Source organism: Bradyrhizobium sp. CCBAU 11361, from assembly GCF_028128935.1.
In the GTDB taxonomy this organism is placed as follows: Bacteria; Pseudomonadota; Alphaproteobacteria; order Rhizobiales; family Xanthobacteraceae; genus Bradyrhizobium; species Bradyrhizobium niftali.
Genome location: NZ_LBJZ01000194.1, coordinates 70,534 through 82,557, shown reverse-complemented (window position 1 = coordinate 82,557; position 12,024 = coordinate 70,534). Strand labels below are relative to the sequence as shown.

Below are 12,024 nucleotides of genomic sequence, written 5' to 3'. Positions count from 1 at the left end.
GAACGCTCCCATGACGTCCAGCTTCGATTTCGCGCCCCTGTTTCCCGCAGGGTTGCCGGCCCCTTCCGCGCGCTGGACGGGCCTTGCCAAATACAGCTTCGTCGGCGGCAACAATGATTCCGAGCAGGTGCCGCTGGACGAGCTGATCGAGGCGGCCAACCTCGCCCTGCAACGCGAGGGCCGATCGCTCGCCACTTACGGTCTGGCGCACGGGCCGCAAGGCTACCTGCCCTTGCGCGAATTCCTGGTGACAAAACTGAAGCGCGATGCCGGCATCAACTGCACGGTCGACGATCTTCTGATCGTCTCCGGCTCGCTCCAGGCGCTCGACCTCGTCAACAATACGCTGCTCGCCCGAGGCGATACCGTGATCTTCGAGCAGGACAGCTATCAGGGCTCGCTGAACCGCCTGGCACGGCTCGGCGTCAACGTCGTCGGCATTCCGCTCGATGCGGACGGCATGCGCATGGACGTGCTGGCCACGACGCTGGCCGACCTGAAGAGTCGCGGCATCCGCCCAAAATACATCTACACCATCCCCACGGTGCAGAACCCAACCGGCAGCATCATGCCGGAGAGCCGCCGCGCCGAGCTGGTGCGGCTCGCGGCCGAGTATGGCGTGCCGATCTTCGAGGACGATTGCTATGCCGATCTCGTCTGGTCGGGACAGCGGCCGCCGGCGATCCACGCGATGAGCCCGAACGGCGGCGTGATCCATATCGGCTCGTTCTCGAAATCGATCGCGCCGGCGCTGCGCGTCGGCTTCATCGTCGCGCCCTGGGATGTGATGTCGCGGATGCTGTCGCTGAAGACGGATGCCGGCTCCGGCGCGCTGGAGCAGATGGTGCTGGCGGCCTATTGCAAGCCGCATTTCGCAAGCCACGTGCCGGCCCTGACGAAGGTGCTGCGCACCAAGCTCGATACGCTGATGGAAGCGCTCAATGAGCAGTTCGGAACGGCCGCGGAGTTCGAAGAGCCCAAGGGCGGCATCTTCCTGTGGGTGAAGCTGCCAGACCAGGTCGATACGCTAAAGCTGTATCAGGCCGCGCTTGCTGCCGGCGTGTCGATCAATCCGGGCCCGGAATGGTCGACCAACAAGGGCCATTCCAGCTCTCGCCTCAGGCTGTGCTTTGCCAGCCCCTCGCATCAGCAGATCCGCGAGGGCGTCGCTGTGCTGGCCGAGGTCTGCCGCAGGGAGTTCGGCGTGCCCGCCCGCAGCGCCAATGTGGAGAAGCGGGCTTAACGCCTCATCAAGCCGCCTGGGGCTGGCTGCCGTGGATCGCGGAGGCCAGCCGCAGCAACAGGACGATCGAGACGTTGCCCTTGCCGGCCTCGATCTGGGCGATGTAGCGCTCGGAAATCCCGGAGCGGCGGGCCAGCTCCCGGCGCGACAGGTCGCAGCGCATGCGCGAGGACCTCAAGCGGTCGCCCAGCTCGGCCAGAAACGCGGTCTCCGAATAAGGCGGCACGGCACAGCTGCCCGGCAGCACTTCGCCCGCAAAATCCATGACTTGATTCAGCATTGGTCTATCCACGTTCGCCTTCGGGAAGCACCATCCTAGCCTGGAAGCGGCCGGCCTCATTGACGCGGATCAAATTCGCGCGCGATCGGCGGCTGCCGTGGACGACCGCGGGCGGGATGCTACACTTTGGAATTCTTCGAGGTGGGGCTTTTCGGGACATGACGCGTTGTATGAGCCGCTGGACCACGGCCGCGGTGGTGTGGGTCGCGTTCACGTCCACGGCCGGTGCCGAGACGCTTGCGGCGACGGTCGAACAATGGGGCCTGCTCGGCTCATGGGCGGTCGATTGCGCGGCCCGGCCCGACCGCGACAGGGGTGCGCTCCTGACTTACGAAATCCGGAACGACGGCCGGGTGATGTACAGCCGCAATTTCGGCGAGGCCAAGGACGAGAACGAGGTCGTGTCCGCCACGGTCAACGCCGAGGGCCTGCTCAATGTGATGGTGTACTTTCCATCGCTGCATCAGACCCGCGAATTCGGGCTGCTGCTGGCGCAGGATGGCAGCCTGCGCGCGATCTACAATCGCAGCGAGCGCGGCGCGTACACGATCAGGGACGGCAGATACGTCGCCACGGGCGCGCCGACACCTGCGCAGCAACGCTGCGATTGAGCATCTGAACATCCGTTCAGAATTCTCTGCCCGTTCCTCCGGAACGTTCGCACGCACGCGCCGTTCTCATCTGCATTGGATTGGAGGAGGACATCATGAAGAAGCTTGGTTATGTGGTTGCAGCTCTCGGTGCGCTCGTCATCGCGGCGCCGACGCTGGCGAGCGCGGAGACGGTGGTGATCAGGCGCGATCATCACGGCCCTTACGGCGCGCGCGCCGAATTCCGCGAGCATCGCGATCATGGCTGGCATCGCGGCTGGCACCATCGCGATCGTGTCGTCGTGGTCAAGCGCAGCCATCACCACTGGGACTAACGCGCAACGCAACATGGAAATGGCCCCTTGCGGGGCCATTTCTTTGTGTGCGCGACATGCGCTTGGTCAGTCCCATGCCGGTGCAAAGCCGGGATTGACGCAGCGCCTGTCCTTCGGCAGCGCCGCGATCTTCTTGCGGTCGGCATCGTCGAGCGTGATCTTCAGCGCATCGAGATTGGCCTGCTGACTCTCGCGGCGCGAGGCCTTCGGGATCGCCGCGACGCCGCCCTGGTCGAGCAGCCATTTCAACGCAACCTGCGCAGCGGTCGCGTTGTGCTTGGTGCCGATCTCCGCCAGCACCGGATCGGAGGCAACGCGCCCCTGCGCCAGCGGGCAATAGGCGACCAGCGGGATCGACCTGGCATTGAGATAAGCCAGCACCTTCGATTGATCGAGCATCGCGTGATATTCGATCTGGTTGCAGGCGATCGGCGCCCTGATGTCCTCGACCGCGATCTTGAGCAGCGCCGTGGTGAAATTGGCGACGCCAATCGCCCGCGTGCGCCCCTCCTCCTTCAGCTTCATCAAGGTCTCGAACACTGCGCCCCAGTTCGCGGACTTGGACGGCCAGTGCACGAGATAGAGATCGACATGGTCGAGCCGGAGCTTCTCCAGGCTGGCGTCGAAGGCCCGCCGGATCGCATCCGGCGCCAAATTCTCATGCCAGACCTTCGTCGTGACGTGCAACTCGCCGCGCGGCAGCCGGGCCGCGGCGAGTGCGGCGCCGATCGGTTCTTCGTTGGCGTACATCTCGGCCGTGTCGATGTGGCGATAGCCGACCGACAGCGCGCTCTCGACCGCCGCGCGGCAGGCATCGCCCTGCATGCGGAAGGTGCCGAGGCCGAGCTTGGGCATGCTGATGCCCTGTGTCTTCAGATGATCCATGGGTCAACTCCTGACGTATTTCAGCCGCCGAACACACGGTGGGGCCGCGAGGGCAGACTCTTCGGTGATGGAAAAGAGGTGGCGGGAGTGGACAGTATAGCGCGGGGGAAGCGGGGCGGCCAATCAAGATCGGGTTAGCGTCGGCGCACTGAGTGCCTCCCCAACGTCATGGCCGGTCTTGTCCCGGCCATCCACGACTTGCCCCGGGCACGCAGAACGTGGATGCCCGGGACATCTAGCGCGAAGACGCGCTTCGCGCTCCTGCCCGGGCATGACGACTGGGGCGAACAGCTGGCTCTCTCACGAATGCTGCGCGACCACGGTCGGGCGGGCCTGCGACTGCGGCACGATGTCGACCGACCAGAGGTCGCGGTTGTCCACGTCCTTCAGCGTCACGGTCATCACGCCGGTCGCGCCATCGATGTCGACGCGGCCGAAGAACTGCAGTCCGAAGCACGGCGCCAAATTCTCGCCCTGCGCCTCGCTGCAGCCGTTCTGGTACATCGCGACCGGACCAAACGTGTCGTCGAGCTCGCCCGGACCCCAGGTGCCGGCATGCAGCGGGCCGGAGACGAACTCCCAGAACGGCTCGAAATCCTGGAATTGCGCCCTGTTCGGATCGTAGTAATGCGCGGCGGTGTAGTGCATGTCGGCGGTGAGCCAGACGACGTTGCCCACGCCGGCGCGCCTGATGGAGCTGAGCAGATCGGCGATCTCGTGCTCGCGTCTATCGGGCGGCCCATTACCGAGCGCGACCGCATCGAGGCTGATCAGGCCGATCGGCAGGTCGGCCGCGATCACCTTCCAGGTCGCGCGCGAGGCAGCGAGCTCCCGCTTCAGCCAGGCCAGCTGCTCGGCGCCGAGGATCCAGCCGCGATGGTCGTTGCCCTTGTTCCAGGTGTCATCGCGAAAACTGCGCATGTCGATCATGAAGACGTCAAGCAGCGGTCCATAAGCGATCTTGCGATAGACCCGCCCCTGCCGTGCGCCGGCGTCGCGGATCGGCATGAAGTCGAAGAAGGCGCGGCGGGCGCGCGCGACCAGGCGCGGCGTGCCGTCGTCCTCATAACCAGCCTCGTCATAGCTGCCGGACGGCGACCAGTCGTTGCTGACCTCGTGGTCGTCCCACTGAGCGAACATCGGCACATTCGCGTGGAAATCGCGAAAATGCTCGTCGAGATGATTGTATTTGTAGTTGCCGCGAAATTGCGCCAGCGTGTGCGCGACCTCGGATTTTTCTTCCGTGACGATGTTGCGCCAGGTCTCGCCGTTCGGCAGCTTCTGTTCGGATGGTACAGTGCAGTCGGCGTAGATATGGTCACCGGAGTGAATGAAGAAGTCAGGGCGGTTGTCGAGCATGGTGCGATAGCTGCGATAGCCGCCGCGCGAGAGGTCGATGCCCCAGCCCTGCCCCGCGGTATCGCCGGACCACAGGAACGAGATCGATTGGCCTGCGGCCGGCGCAGTGCGGAAATGGCCGACGCGGCTCTCGCCGGCGATGCCGGTTGCGATATCGTCGAAGCGGACGCGATAGAAGATGTCCTGCCCGGGCGGCAGATCGCTCAGCAGCAGCTTCGAGGTGAAGTCGGCGTCGGGCAGCGCGTCGCTCGAGGCCGCCGCAATGATGGTCTTGAAACTCTCGACGGTGGAGCATTCCACCTGCATGCGCGCGGCCCGGTCGGCGCGCGCCCAGATCACGGCGGAGCCGTCCGCGACGTCGCCGGACTGGATGCCGCCGGCGATCCGCGGGCGGTCGGCGGCACGGCTGATGGATGGCTTTGCGAGCGCGGCCAAGGCGAGGCCGGAGGTGGAGCGGACCAGGAATTGCCGCCGGGTCCATGCGCGCGGGGCGCGGAGCGTTGCCATTCAGGAGACCTTCGTCGAATCGCGACGGAAGGTGCCTGCGCTCCTTGACTCCTACCCTTACGGTTTCTTGACTCCGCGCCGACGGTTTTACGACGTGGGGATGACGGCCGATGGTCTACTCCCTCTCCCCGTTCTTACGGGGAGACGCGAAGACTCAACGCTGCCAGTTGCAGATGCCACCGGAGCGGCACGGCCAGGTCTGGATGCGGGTATCCCTCGCCTGCGCATCCAGCGGATTGCCGTGGCGATGCGCGAGCTTGGTCCGGGCCGCACCACGCGGCTGCGCGGGCTTGACGTGCGCGACCTTCGGCTCCGACACATGCACGCGTTCGGCGGCAACCTTCTTCGGCACGTCCACGGGCTCGGCGCGGGCCTGCGCCTCGCTGCCGCCGCGGGCCTCGAGTGCGACCGGTGCGAACCGCGTCTCCGGCCCGAGCCGCTTCGGCGACAACACCGCCTTGGACAGATCGAGACCGAGATATTCATCAGGCTTGTAGTCATCGGCGCGCGCGACGCCGCCCCATGCCAGCACGAGGGCAACGGCGACAGCAAAATGAGCGCTCTTCAGGACCACGGACGCCTCCTGAAATTGATTTATCAAAGGGGTAATTTACCCCTATTTAGGAAGCGTCGCGCGCAATTCCAGCGTTCAAGTGCCGCTGTGGTTAAGAAGTTTGGCGGTGTTCAGGCGACCTTTCGTGTCGCACCCGTCCCGTCCAGGAACCCCATCAGGCGGCTGCGGATGATCTGTTCCGCCTCATTCATAATGCGATCGACGAGTTCCTTGCAGGAGGGGATATCGCGGATGAGGCCCGCGACCATGCCGCAGCTCCAGGCGCCCGCGTCCATCTGGCCGTCCAGCATGATCTTGGGATATACGCCCGCGACCTGGTCGTGGATATCGTCGATGGTCAGCTTGGCGCCCTTCTCGCGCTCGATGTCGAGCAGACGATCGACATTGGCGTTCTTCAGGACGCGTTCGGTATTGCGCAAGCTCCGCATGATCAGACGGGTGTCGAGCTCGGTCGCGGCGACCAGCGCATTCTTCACGTTCTGATGCACAGGTGCTTCCTTGGTCGCGATGAAGCGCGTGCCCATGTTCATGCCGGCCGCGCCCAGCGACAGCGCCGCGACGAGGCTGCGCCCGTCGGCCATGCCGCCGGAGGCGACGAACGGGATCTTCAATTCCTCCGCCGCCCGCGGCAGCAGGATCATGTTCGGAATGTCGTCCTCACCGGGATGGCCGCCGCACTCAAAGCCGTCGACGCTGACGGCATCGCAGCCGATCCGCTCGGCCTTCAGGGAATGGCGGACCGAGGTGCATTTGTGGATCACCTTGATGCCGGCCGCCTTCAGCGCCGGCATATACTGTTCCGGGCTACGGCCTGCAGTCTCCACTGACTTGACGCCACCTTCGACAATGGCCGCGATGTATTCGGGATAAGGCGGTGCCGAGAAGGCCGGCAGGAAGGTGAGGTTCACGCCGAACGGCTTGTCGGTCATGTCGCGGCAGCGCGCGATCTCTTTTGCCAGCAGCTCCGGCGTCCTCTGCGTGAGACCCGTGATGATGCCGAGCCCGCCGGCATTGGAGACGGCCGCGGCCAGCTCGGCAAAGCCGACGAAATGCATGCCGCCCTGGATGATGGGGTGCTCGATGCCGAACAGTTCGGTGATCGCGGTCTTCACGCAGGCTTCCTCCCGGATTTCGGTTTGTATGGGAACAGTCTAGCCGCAGGCTCGTGCCGCGGTCACCATTTCTCTCCGAAGGGCCGGATCTCCATTTCGAAGGTCCAGGCGCTCTTCGGCTGCTGATAGAGCTGCCAATAGGAATCGGCCACCGCCGACGGCGGCATCAGCAGGTCGGGATTATCCAGCGCGTTCGGGCCGAGCGCCTCGAGACGGCGCTGCCGCACCCATTCGGTATCAACGCCGGAATCGATGATGAGATGGGCGACGTGGATGTTCTTCGGCCCAAGCTCGCGCGCCATCGCCTGCGCCACCGCGCGCAGGCCGAATTTGGCGCTGGCGAACGCGGCATAGCCGCTGCCGCCACGCAAGGAGGCCGTGGCGCCGGTGAAGAAGATATTGCCGCCGCCGCGCGGAAGCATCAGCCGCGCCGCTTCCCGGCCTGCGAGGAAGCCGGAATAGCAGGCCATCTCCCAGACTTTGCGGAACACGCGCTCGGTGGTGTCGAGGATCGGAAAATTGACGTTGGCGCCGATATTGAAGATGCAGACTTCCAGCGGCGCATGCCTGTCGGCATCGTCGAGGAAGGAGATGACCTCTTCCTCTTTCCGCGCATCGAGCGAGCGCGCGTGGATTTCGCCGCCGGCGGCCTCGATGTCCTTCACCAGCGGCGCCAGCTTGTCGCCGTTGCGGCGTCCGGCGAAGACCGAAAAACCCTCGGCTGCGAATTTCTTGGCAATCTCGGAGCCGATGAAATCGCCGGCCCCGATCACGGCAGCTGTCGCGTTTCGCTTGGGCAAGGTCGCCTCCTCAGGTGCGCATGTGTTTGAAGCGAAGGCTATAGTTCTAAAATAGAACTGTCAAATTGCGGGGCTGGATGCTAGCTTCACGGACAAATTGCATTGATCGTTCAAGTCAGTTCCTTTTTCTGACTGACTGAGCCGCGCCGGAGACCGAATCATGAAGTGGGACACGCTGGACGAAGAGCCCTGCTCGCTCTCCCGTACCGTCGCCGTGGTCGGCGATCGCTGGACGCTTCTGATCCTGCGCGAATGCTTTTTGCGCGTGCGACGGTTCGAGGGATTTCAGTCCTCGCTCCAGATCACCAGGCATCTTCTGTCGGAACGGCTGAAGAAGCTGGTCCGCTTCGGCATCCTGCGCCGCGTCCCCTATTCCGAGGCGCCCAAGCGCTACGAATATATCCTGACGCAGAAGGGCCTCGACCTCTACCCGATCATCATGGCGATGGTGCATTGGGGCGACACCCACATGGGCGACGAGCGCGGTCGCCCGCTGCTGCATGAGCACAAGACGTGCGGCAAGCTGTTCGACCCGGTGCTGGTGTGCTCGGAATGCGGCGAGGTACTGCATGCGAAGCAGGTGCATGTGCATGCGGGGCCGGGGCGGAGGGAAGCGGTGGGGTGAGTGGCGCTGACGCGCGCAGCATCGCCGCCGTGGATCGTCGGCACGGCTGACGATCGCGGGCGAAACCGCAGTGCCGATGCCCCAATCTTCGTTCGTGATACTTTCAGCCTCTGCGCACCTTGGTCAGTGCGTCTTGGTGGTTTGCCACTTTTCCAGATCGGGCTTCGCCTCGCCCGATCGCTGCTCCTTCTCCGGATTGCCCTTCCAGGGCTTGTCCGTCTGGGCGTGCGATCCCCAATCGTTCTGCTGTCGGGGATCGTCGGTGGGCTTTTCCTTGCTCATTGGATCTCCTTAAGGTGCGGAGCCTACGCGAAGGGAACGCCATAGTAGGAGTTGATGCCGCGCACCGCCGCATCGTCACCCCAGTTCCAATCGCTCTGCTCACCATATTTCGGCGCGCCTTGCAGCTCCTTGGTGGTAATCCCCGTCACGTAGCCACCGAGTTCGGTGTCGTACTTCAAGGACTGCCAAGGCAAGGGATAGTGGTCGTTTCCGACGCCCAGAAATCCGCCGAAGCCGAGCACGGCGTAGGACACCTTGCCGCTGATCTTGTCGATCATCACCCGCTCGATCGAACCGATCTTGTTGCGATCCGCGCCATAGACCGACGTTCCCTCGACCCTGTCGCTGCCGATCAACCGGCCCATTTCGCTGCGGTCCAGTTCGCGTTGATTCAACATCGCAATTCTCCACTCAGCCAGTGAGTGGACCAACCTGTTCCGATTGTGATCGTTCCAACGATGGTGATCGTTCCAAAGCGGGTTCGGCGACTCATCAGGAACATCGCTGGAAACGAGGGGTTCTCTGAGTCCTCAGAGGACATGAACCATGAGCGACTTTCGCGACATCCAGCACGGCGTCAACGATCCCGTCGACGGGCTCGACGTGAAGCGCCACATCAACTCCACCCAGACACCGCATGAGCGCGCGCAGCATCATGCCGACGTACGGTCAGCGCCGTCGGCCTCGCCGGAAGAACCGTTCCTGCCGGAGCGATTGCGGCGCAAGCCGACCGACCCCATCAATCCGCGCACCGGCCGCAATCCGGCCGACTAGCCGCTTGGAATATCGGCTCCGGCGCTGCGCAGCACGCGGCTCGGCAGCCGGCCTGCCGCTTGCGCCGCGCCGGCTTGTACGCTCCGTCGCAGCCGTCGCAACCTGGGCCGCGGTCCCGGTGTCGATCTGGTGGCTGAGGCAAAAGCTGCGCATCGTCTCCCGATGCTCATCGTCCTGACGCTGGCCGCCGTCAGCGAGGCGCCAGAGCTTCCCGAGGCATCAGGAATTCAAACATCTCGGCCGCGGTCTGAAGCTGCTCGATGCGCGCGGCGACGGAATCGCGCTGAACGCCGACCGGCAAGCTCGCAAGCTCATGCTCGAGCCGCAGCCGCTGCGCGTCGAGGCGTTGCTCGAATGTGTGGGGCTCAGACCGTCTTCGCATCGTCCGTCCTCGGGGGTTGCAGGCCCGGGCTGTTGGCCCAGCGCTCGACCTGCTCAATGACCTTCTGATGGCTTGGACGCACCGGCCTTGGTGCTTCGCGTTCCTCGGAAAGCTTGCGGGGTAACCTGACCTCGTCCGTCATGGCGGATCTCCCTTTCCCTATGAGAATGCGTCTCCGCGCGAATAGTTTCAATTAACCTATTGATTTATTTAGACTATATTGCTCAACCGACGCTTTTTGGGACTCCTGTGGAACTCTCGGCAAATTGGCTGGTTTAGCAAATTACTCATCTTGCTCAATTTGCGTGATTGACCATGAACGACCTTCGCGACGAGCGGCTCCAAGTCATGCTTTCGCCGGAAGAGCTGGCCGCAGTGGATGATTTCCGGTTCAAGCACCGCATGCCAACGCGTGCCGCGGCGGTCCGCGAGCTGCTCAAGTTCGGACTCGCGGCCGCGGGCATCGAGACGAGCATCGATCCGTCAACGGGCGTCAAATCAAGCGAGTTTGGTGTATTTGGCCGGGGGCCAGACGGACACACGCCGGGAAAATCCGAGAACGACGCCGAGGATTGATTTCATCGGCCTCGCAAACCGAACGACCCCGGCACAGTGGGGTGCCAGGGCCGTCCTTGGAGATTGCTTCCGGCGCACCGGGGGCATGACAACCGAAAGCAATCCGTCGACTCTTCCCGCAGGGAATCGTTCCTTGCGAGAGCTAGCCCGTCGGGGCGTCGCCGGAATCGTCCGGCATCACGCCGGATCCCGGCGTCTTGTTGTTGTCGTTGAGCTTGGGATCGCGGGTCGCCTCACGCGACGGCGAGCCCCTTGAGCCTGTCTTGTGCGAGCCCGTCTTGTGCGCGGTCTGCGCGCGCTGCTTGTCGCGCGGTTGATCCTCCGCGCGCTCATCCCTGATGATACCGTGGTCGGAATGCGCCATGATGTCCTCTCGCCTCTCCAGTTGTCCTGCCAGATGTCCCGAAGCGCTTACGCGCCGGCGCATCGAATGTTCCGGTTCAGACGAGAGGCCGCTGCGCTAGCTATGCGCCGCATGGATCGGGGCCGATGCATTTTCCAGATGCACCTGCCGCACCGTCGTCACCGTCGCGAACGCTACGGAGACGCCAAAAGCGAGAATGAGCGAAAGAAGAGCAAGACGTGGAGCCATTGCAAAATCTCCTTCTGGAATCGAAAATCAACGCGATTGACTGTTCCCGAATGATCCTGGATTGGACGCTTGCATTCCGTGCGCCGTCTCACACTCCGATTCACGAGAACGAAAGCGCCTATGCATCCTGCTTTTGGGAGGTACGGACCGTTACGGGCGGAATTTCACCATCGAGCCAGTCCTGTTCTGTCGCGAGCGCGGTCCAGGCGTCCGCCATGCGCGAATAGCGCTTATGGGCAGGCTTTCCTTCCGCTCGCTCGGCGAGCTGCAGGCAGTTGTCGGCGTTGTCTCTGAAGATGTCGGACTGTTTCATGAATCAGACGTGGGGACGGAACTGTCGCGTCGCAACCGCCCCTTACCGGATCGTAACGTTCGCGGAACTTTGCATGCCATCCGTCATTGATATCGATGCGAGTTCTTGTCGCGATCATCCTGATGTTCATCAGCACCGCAGCGCTTGCCGACAGCACCGGCGAGCGAAAGCCGGGCGACCGCACGCCGACGGCGAGCGACGTCATCAACGGCCTGTACGCGTTCAGCTGCTTCCAGCAGGGTCTTCTCGAAAGCACCGATCTGAAGGGCAATGCGGAGGTGAAAAACCTCGCCGTCCTGCGCGCCGAGGAAGCGGCGAAGCGCGACAAGGTCTTGAAGGACATTCAACAGGCGCTCGGCGCCGAGCCGCGCGTCGGCAAGACAACGGCGAGTGCAAGCCTCGGCGAACCCGACAATTCGGAGGGACCAGCCTTTGTGCGAACCTTCTACGCCGCGCAGATCCCCGAATATGAATCCACCATCGCCCTGCTCGAGCACTATCTGAAAGCTCCCGACAATGCCGTCCTTGCCGCCTTTGCCCGCGACCAACTGCCGGTGCTGCGTTCGCAGGTGAAGGATGCGGAGCGGACGATGGCAGACAAATAGTCCCCCGTTCGTCCGCCGGGCGGCCGCCCCGCCCGCGGTGCCCGCCCGCTTGGCATGGACGTGGCCGCAGAGGCGGCGAATCAGTCCAAAATTCTTTGGAACCGGTTGGAACTAATCGCCTTTATCGTCGTTGTTGCGGTCGGGCTGAGCAAAGCAGGTTCCATTTCCCGGCGTCGCAACCTTGGCGCTT

Annotated in this window: 20 protein-coding genes; 7 read left to right on the top strand and 13 right to left on the bottom strand. The window is 63.7% G+C overall.

Features of this window, described 5'->3' with window-relative positions:
• The first annotated feature begins 10 nt into the window (after positions 1 to 10).
• A complete protein-coding gene (locus XI08_RS34605) occupies positions 11 to 1,243 on the top strand; it encodes an aminotransferase-like domain-containing protein (RefSeq protein WP_271577846.1) in 1,233 nt (410 codons plus the stop codon).
• A 7-nt stretch (positions 1,244 to 1,250) separates the two neighbouring features.
• Here the strand turns inward: XI08_RS34605 and XI08_RS34600 are convergent, their stop codons facing one another.
• Positions 1,251 to 1,523, bottom strand: a complete 273-nt coding sequence (locus XI08_RS34600; protein WP_027546217.1) for a helix-turn-helix domain-containing protein — start codon at positions 1,521 to 1,523, stop codon at positions 1,251 to 1,253.
• Positions 1,524 to 1,693: 170 nt separating this feature from the next.
• On the opposite strand from XI08_RS34600, the gene XI08_RS34595 reads away from it, so the two are divergent.
• Both XI08_RS34595 and XI08_RS34590 read left to right on the top strand, forming a co-directional pair.
• Positions 1,694 to 2,134 (top strand): hypothetical protein, encoded by a 441-nt coding sequence (locus XI08_RS34595; RefSeq protein ID WP_271577845.1) that lies wholly within the window; start codon positions 1,694 to 1,696, stop codon positions 2,132 to 2,134.
• Between the two features lie 95 nt (positions 2,135 to 2,229).
• Positions 2,230 to 2,448, top strand: coding sequence for a hypothetical protein (locus XI08_RS34590; RefSeq protein ID WP_271577844.1), 219 nt, complete (start codon positions 2,230 to 2,232; stop codon positions 2,446 to 2,448).
• A gap of 66 nt (positions 2,449 to 2,514) precedes the next feature.
• Here the strand turns inward: XI08_RS34590 and XI08_RS34585 are convergent, their stop codons facing one another.
• The 5 genes from XI08_RS34585 to XI08_RS34565 form a co-directional block, all read right to left on the bottom strand.
• Positions 2,515 to 3,333, bottom strand: coding sequence for an aldo/keto reductase (locus XI08_RS34585; protein ID WP_271577843.1), 819 nt, complete (start codon positions 3,331 to 3,333; stop codon positions 2,515 to 2,517).
• Between the two features lie 300 nt (positions 3,334 to 3,633).
• Positions 3,634 to 5,199 carry an alkaline phosphatase D family protein gene (locus XI08_RS34580; protein ID WP_271577842.1) on the bottom strand — a complete coding sequence of 522 codons (1,566 nt, stop codon included), beginning with the start codon at positions 5,197 to 5,199 and terminating at the stop codon, positions 3,634 to 3,636.
• A gap of 154 nt (positions 5,200 to 5,353) precedes the next feature.
• Complete coding sequence (locus XI08_RS34575; RefSeq protein WP_271577841.1) at positions 5,354 to 5,773, bottom strand: hypothetical protein; 420 nt, start codon at positions 5,771 to 5,773, stop codon at positions 5,354 to 5,356.
• Positions 5,774 to 5,883: 110 nt separating this feature from the next.
• Positions 5,884 to 6,885: an NAD(P)H-dependent flavin oxidoreductase gene (locus XI08_RS34570; RefSeq protein ID WP_271577840.1), complete on the bottom strand. Its 1,002-nt coding sequence runs from the start codon at positions 6,883 to 6,885 to the stop codon at positions 5,884 to 5,886.
• A gap of 62 nt (positions 6,886 to 6,947) precedes the next feature.
• On the bottom strand, positions 6,948 to 7,685 hold the full coding sequence (locus XI08_RS34565; RefSeq protein ID WP_271577839.1) for an SDR family oxidoreductase: 738 nt from the start codon (positions 7,683 to 7,685) through the stop codon (positions 6,948 to 6,950).
• 160 nt (positions 7,686 to 7,845) lie between these two features.
• Between XI08_RS34565 and XI08_RS34560 the strand changes: the two genes are divergently transcribed.
• Positions 7,846 to 8,310, top strand: a complete 465-nt coding sequence (locus XI08_RS34560; RefSeq protein ID WP_271577838.1) for a winged helix-turn-helix transcriptional regulator — start codon at positions 7,846 to 7,848, stop codon at positions 8,308 to 8,310.
• 123 nt (positions 8,311 to 8,433) lie between these two features.
• Here the strand turns inward: XI08_RS34560 and XI08_RS34555 are convergent, their stop codons facing one another.
• Both XI08_RS34555 and XI08_RS34550 read right to left on the bottom strand, forming a co-directional pair.
• Positions 8,434 to 8,592, bottom strand: coding sequence for a hypothetical protein (locus XI08_RS34555; RefSeq protein ID WP_271577837.1), 159 nt, complete (start codon positions 8,590 to 8,592; stop codon positions 8,434 to 8,436).
• Positions 8,593 to 8,615: 23 nt separating this feature from the next.
• Positions 8,616 to 8,990, bottom strand: a complete 375-nt coding sequence (locus XI08_RS34550) for a PRC-barrel domain-containing protein (RefSeq protein ID WP_271577836.1) — start codon at positions 8,988 to 8,990, stop codon at positions 8,616 to 8,618.
• Between the two features lie 148 nt (positions 8,991 to 9,138).
• On the opposite strand from XI08_RS34550, the gene XI08_RS34545 reads away from it, so the two are divergent.
• Positions 9,139 to 9,366 carry a hypothetical protein gene (locus tag XI08_RS34545; RefSeq protein WP_027546226.1) on the top strand — a complete coding sequence of 76 codons (228 nt, stop codon included), beginning with the start codon at positions 9,139 to 9,141 and terminating at the stop codon, positions 9,364 to 9,366.
• A gap of 190 nt (positions 9,367 to 9,556) precedes the next feature.
• On the opposite strand, the gene XI08_RS34540 is transcribed toward XI08_RS34545, so the two are convergent.
• The gene (locus tag XI08_RS34540) at positions 9,557 to 9,748 is read right to left on the bottom strand and encodes a hypothetical protein (RefSeq protein WP_027546227.1); all 192 of its coding nucleotides are present in this window, start codon (positions 9,746 to 9,748) and stop codon (positions 9,557 to 9,559) included.
• Positions 9,732 to 9,890: a hypothetical protein gene (locus XI08_RS34535; protein ID WP_167771294.1), complete on the bottom strand. Its 159-nt coding sequence runs from the start codon at positions 9,888 to 9,890 to the stop codon at positions 9,732 to 9,734. Before XI08_RS34535 ends, XI08_RS34540 begins: the two co-directional genes overlap by 17 nt.
• Before the next feature lie 173 nt (positions 9,891 to 10,063).
• On the opposite strand from XI08_RS34535, the gene XI08_RS34530 reads away from it, so the two are divergent.
• Positions 10,064 to 10,324: a hypothetical protein gene (locus tag XI08_RS34530; protein ID WP_027546228.1), complete on the top strand. Its 261-nt coding sequence runs from the start codon at positions 10,064 to 10,066 to the stop codon at positions 10,322 to 10,324.
• A 142-nt stretch (positions 10,325 to 10,466) separates the two neighbouring features.
• Here the strand turns inward: XI08_RS34530 and XI08_RS34525 are convergent, their stop codons facing one another.
• The 3 genes from XI08_RS34525 to XI08_RS34515 form a co-directional block, all read right to left on the bottom strand.
• Positions 10,467 to 10,688 (bottom strand): hypothetical protein, encoded by a 222-nt coding sequence (locus XI08_RS34525; RefSeq protein WP_271577835.1) that lies wholly within the window; start codon positions 10,686 to 10,688, stop codon positions 10,467 to 10,469.
• A gap of 96 nt (positions 10,689 to 10,784) precedes the next feature.
• A complete protein-coding gene (locus XI08_RS34520) occupies positions 10,785 to 10,916 on the bottom strand; it encodes a hypothetical protein (RefSeq protein WP_256374878.1) in 132 nt (43 codons plus the stop codon).
• Between the two features lie 118 nt (positions 10,917 to 11,034).
• Complete coding sequence (locus tag XI08_RS34515; RefSeq protein WP_271577834.1) at positions 11,035 to 11,229, bottom strand: hypothetical protein; 195 nt, start codon at positions 11,227 to 11,229, stop codon at positions 11,035 to 11,037.
• A gap of 95 nt (positions 11,230 to 11,324) precedes the next feature.
• Between XI08_RS34515 and XI08_RS34510 the strand changes: the two genes are divergently transcribed.
• Complete coding sequence (locus XI08_RS34510; RefSeq protein ID WP_271577833.1) at positions 11,325 to 11,834, top strand: DUF4142 domain-containing protein; 510 nt, start codon at positions 11,325 to 11,327, stop codon at positions 11,832 to 11,834.
• The last annotated feature ends 190 nt before the right edge of the window (positions 11,835 to 12,024 follow it).

Bases quoted from the DNA above. Each gene is read 5' to 3' on its own strand.
- XI08_RS34605 (WP_271577846.1), top strand. From the start codon at position 11: ATGACGTCCAGCTTCGATTTCGCGCCCCTGTTTCCCGCAGGGTTGCCG.
- XI08_RS34600 (WP_027546217.1), bottom strand. From the start codon at position 1,523: ATGCTGAATCAAGTCATGGATTTTGCGGGCGAAGTGCTGCCGGGCAGC.
- XI08_RS34595 (WP_271577845.1), top strand. From the start codon at position 1,694: ATGAGCCGCTGGACCACGGCCGCGGTGGTGTGGGTCGCGTTCACGTCC.
- XI08_RS34590 (WP_271577844.1), top strand. From the start codon at position 2,230: ATGAAGAAGCTTGGTTATGTGGTTGCAGCTCTCGGTGCGCTCGTCATC.
- XI08_RS34585 (WP_271577843.1), bottom strand. From the start codon at position 3,333: ATGGATCATCTGAAGACACAGGGCATCAGCATGCCCAAGCTCGGCCTC.
- XI08_RS34580 (WP_271577842.1), bottom strand. From the start codon at position 5,199: ATGGCAACGCTCCGCGCCCCGCGCGCATGGACCCGGCGGCAATTCCTG.
- XI08_RS34560 (WP_271577838.1), top strand. From the start codon at position 7,846: ATGAAGTGGGACACGCTGGACGAAGAGCCCTGCTCGCTCTCCCGTACC.
- XI08_RS34555 (WP_271577837.1), bottom strand. From the start codon at position 8,592: ATGAGCAAGGAAAAGCCCACCGACGATCCCCGACAGCAGAACGATTGG.
- XI08_RS34550 (WP_271577836.1), bottom strand. From the start codon at position 8,990: ATGTTGAATCAACGCGAACTGGACCGCAGCGAAATGGGCCGGTTGATC.
- XI08_RS34545 (WP_027546226.1), top strand. From the start codon at position 9,139: ATGAGCGACTTTCGCGACATCCAGCACGGCGTCAACGATCCCGTCGAC.
- XI08_RS34540 (WP_027546227.1), bottom strand. From the start codon at position 9,748: ATGCGAAGACGGTCTGAGCCCCACACATTCGAGCAACGCCTCGACGCG.
- XI08_RS34535 (WP_167771294.1), bottom strand. From the start codon at position 9,890: ATGACGGACGAGGTCAGGTTACCCCGCAAGCTTTCCGAGGAACGCGAA.
- XI08_RS34530 (WP_027546228.1), top strand. From the start codon at position 10,064: ATGAACGACCTTCGCGACGAGCGGCTCCAAGTCATGCTTTCGCCGGAA.
- XI08_RS34525 (WP_271577835.1), bottom strand. From the start codon at position 10,688: ATGGCGCATTCCGACCACGGTATCATCAGGGATGAGCGCGCGGAGGAT.
- XI08_RS34520 (WP_256374878.1), bottom strand. From the start codon at position 10,916: ATGGCTCCACGTCTTGCTCTTCTTTCGCTCATTCTCGCTTTTGGCGTC.
- XI08_RS34515 (WP_271577834.1), bottom strand. From the start codon at position 11,229: ATGAAACAGTCCGACATCTTCAGAGACAACGCCGACAACTGCCTGCAG.
- XI08_RS34510 (WP_271577833.1), top strand. From the start codon at position 11,325: ATGCGAGTTCTTGTCGCGATCATCCTGATGTTCATCAGCACCGCAGCG.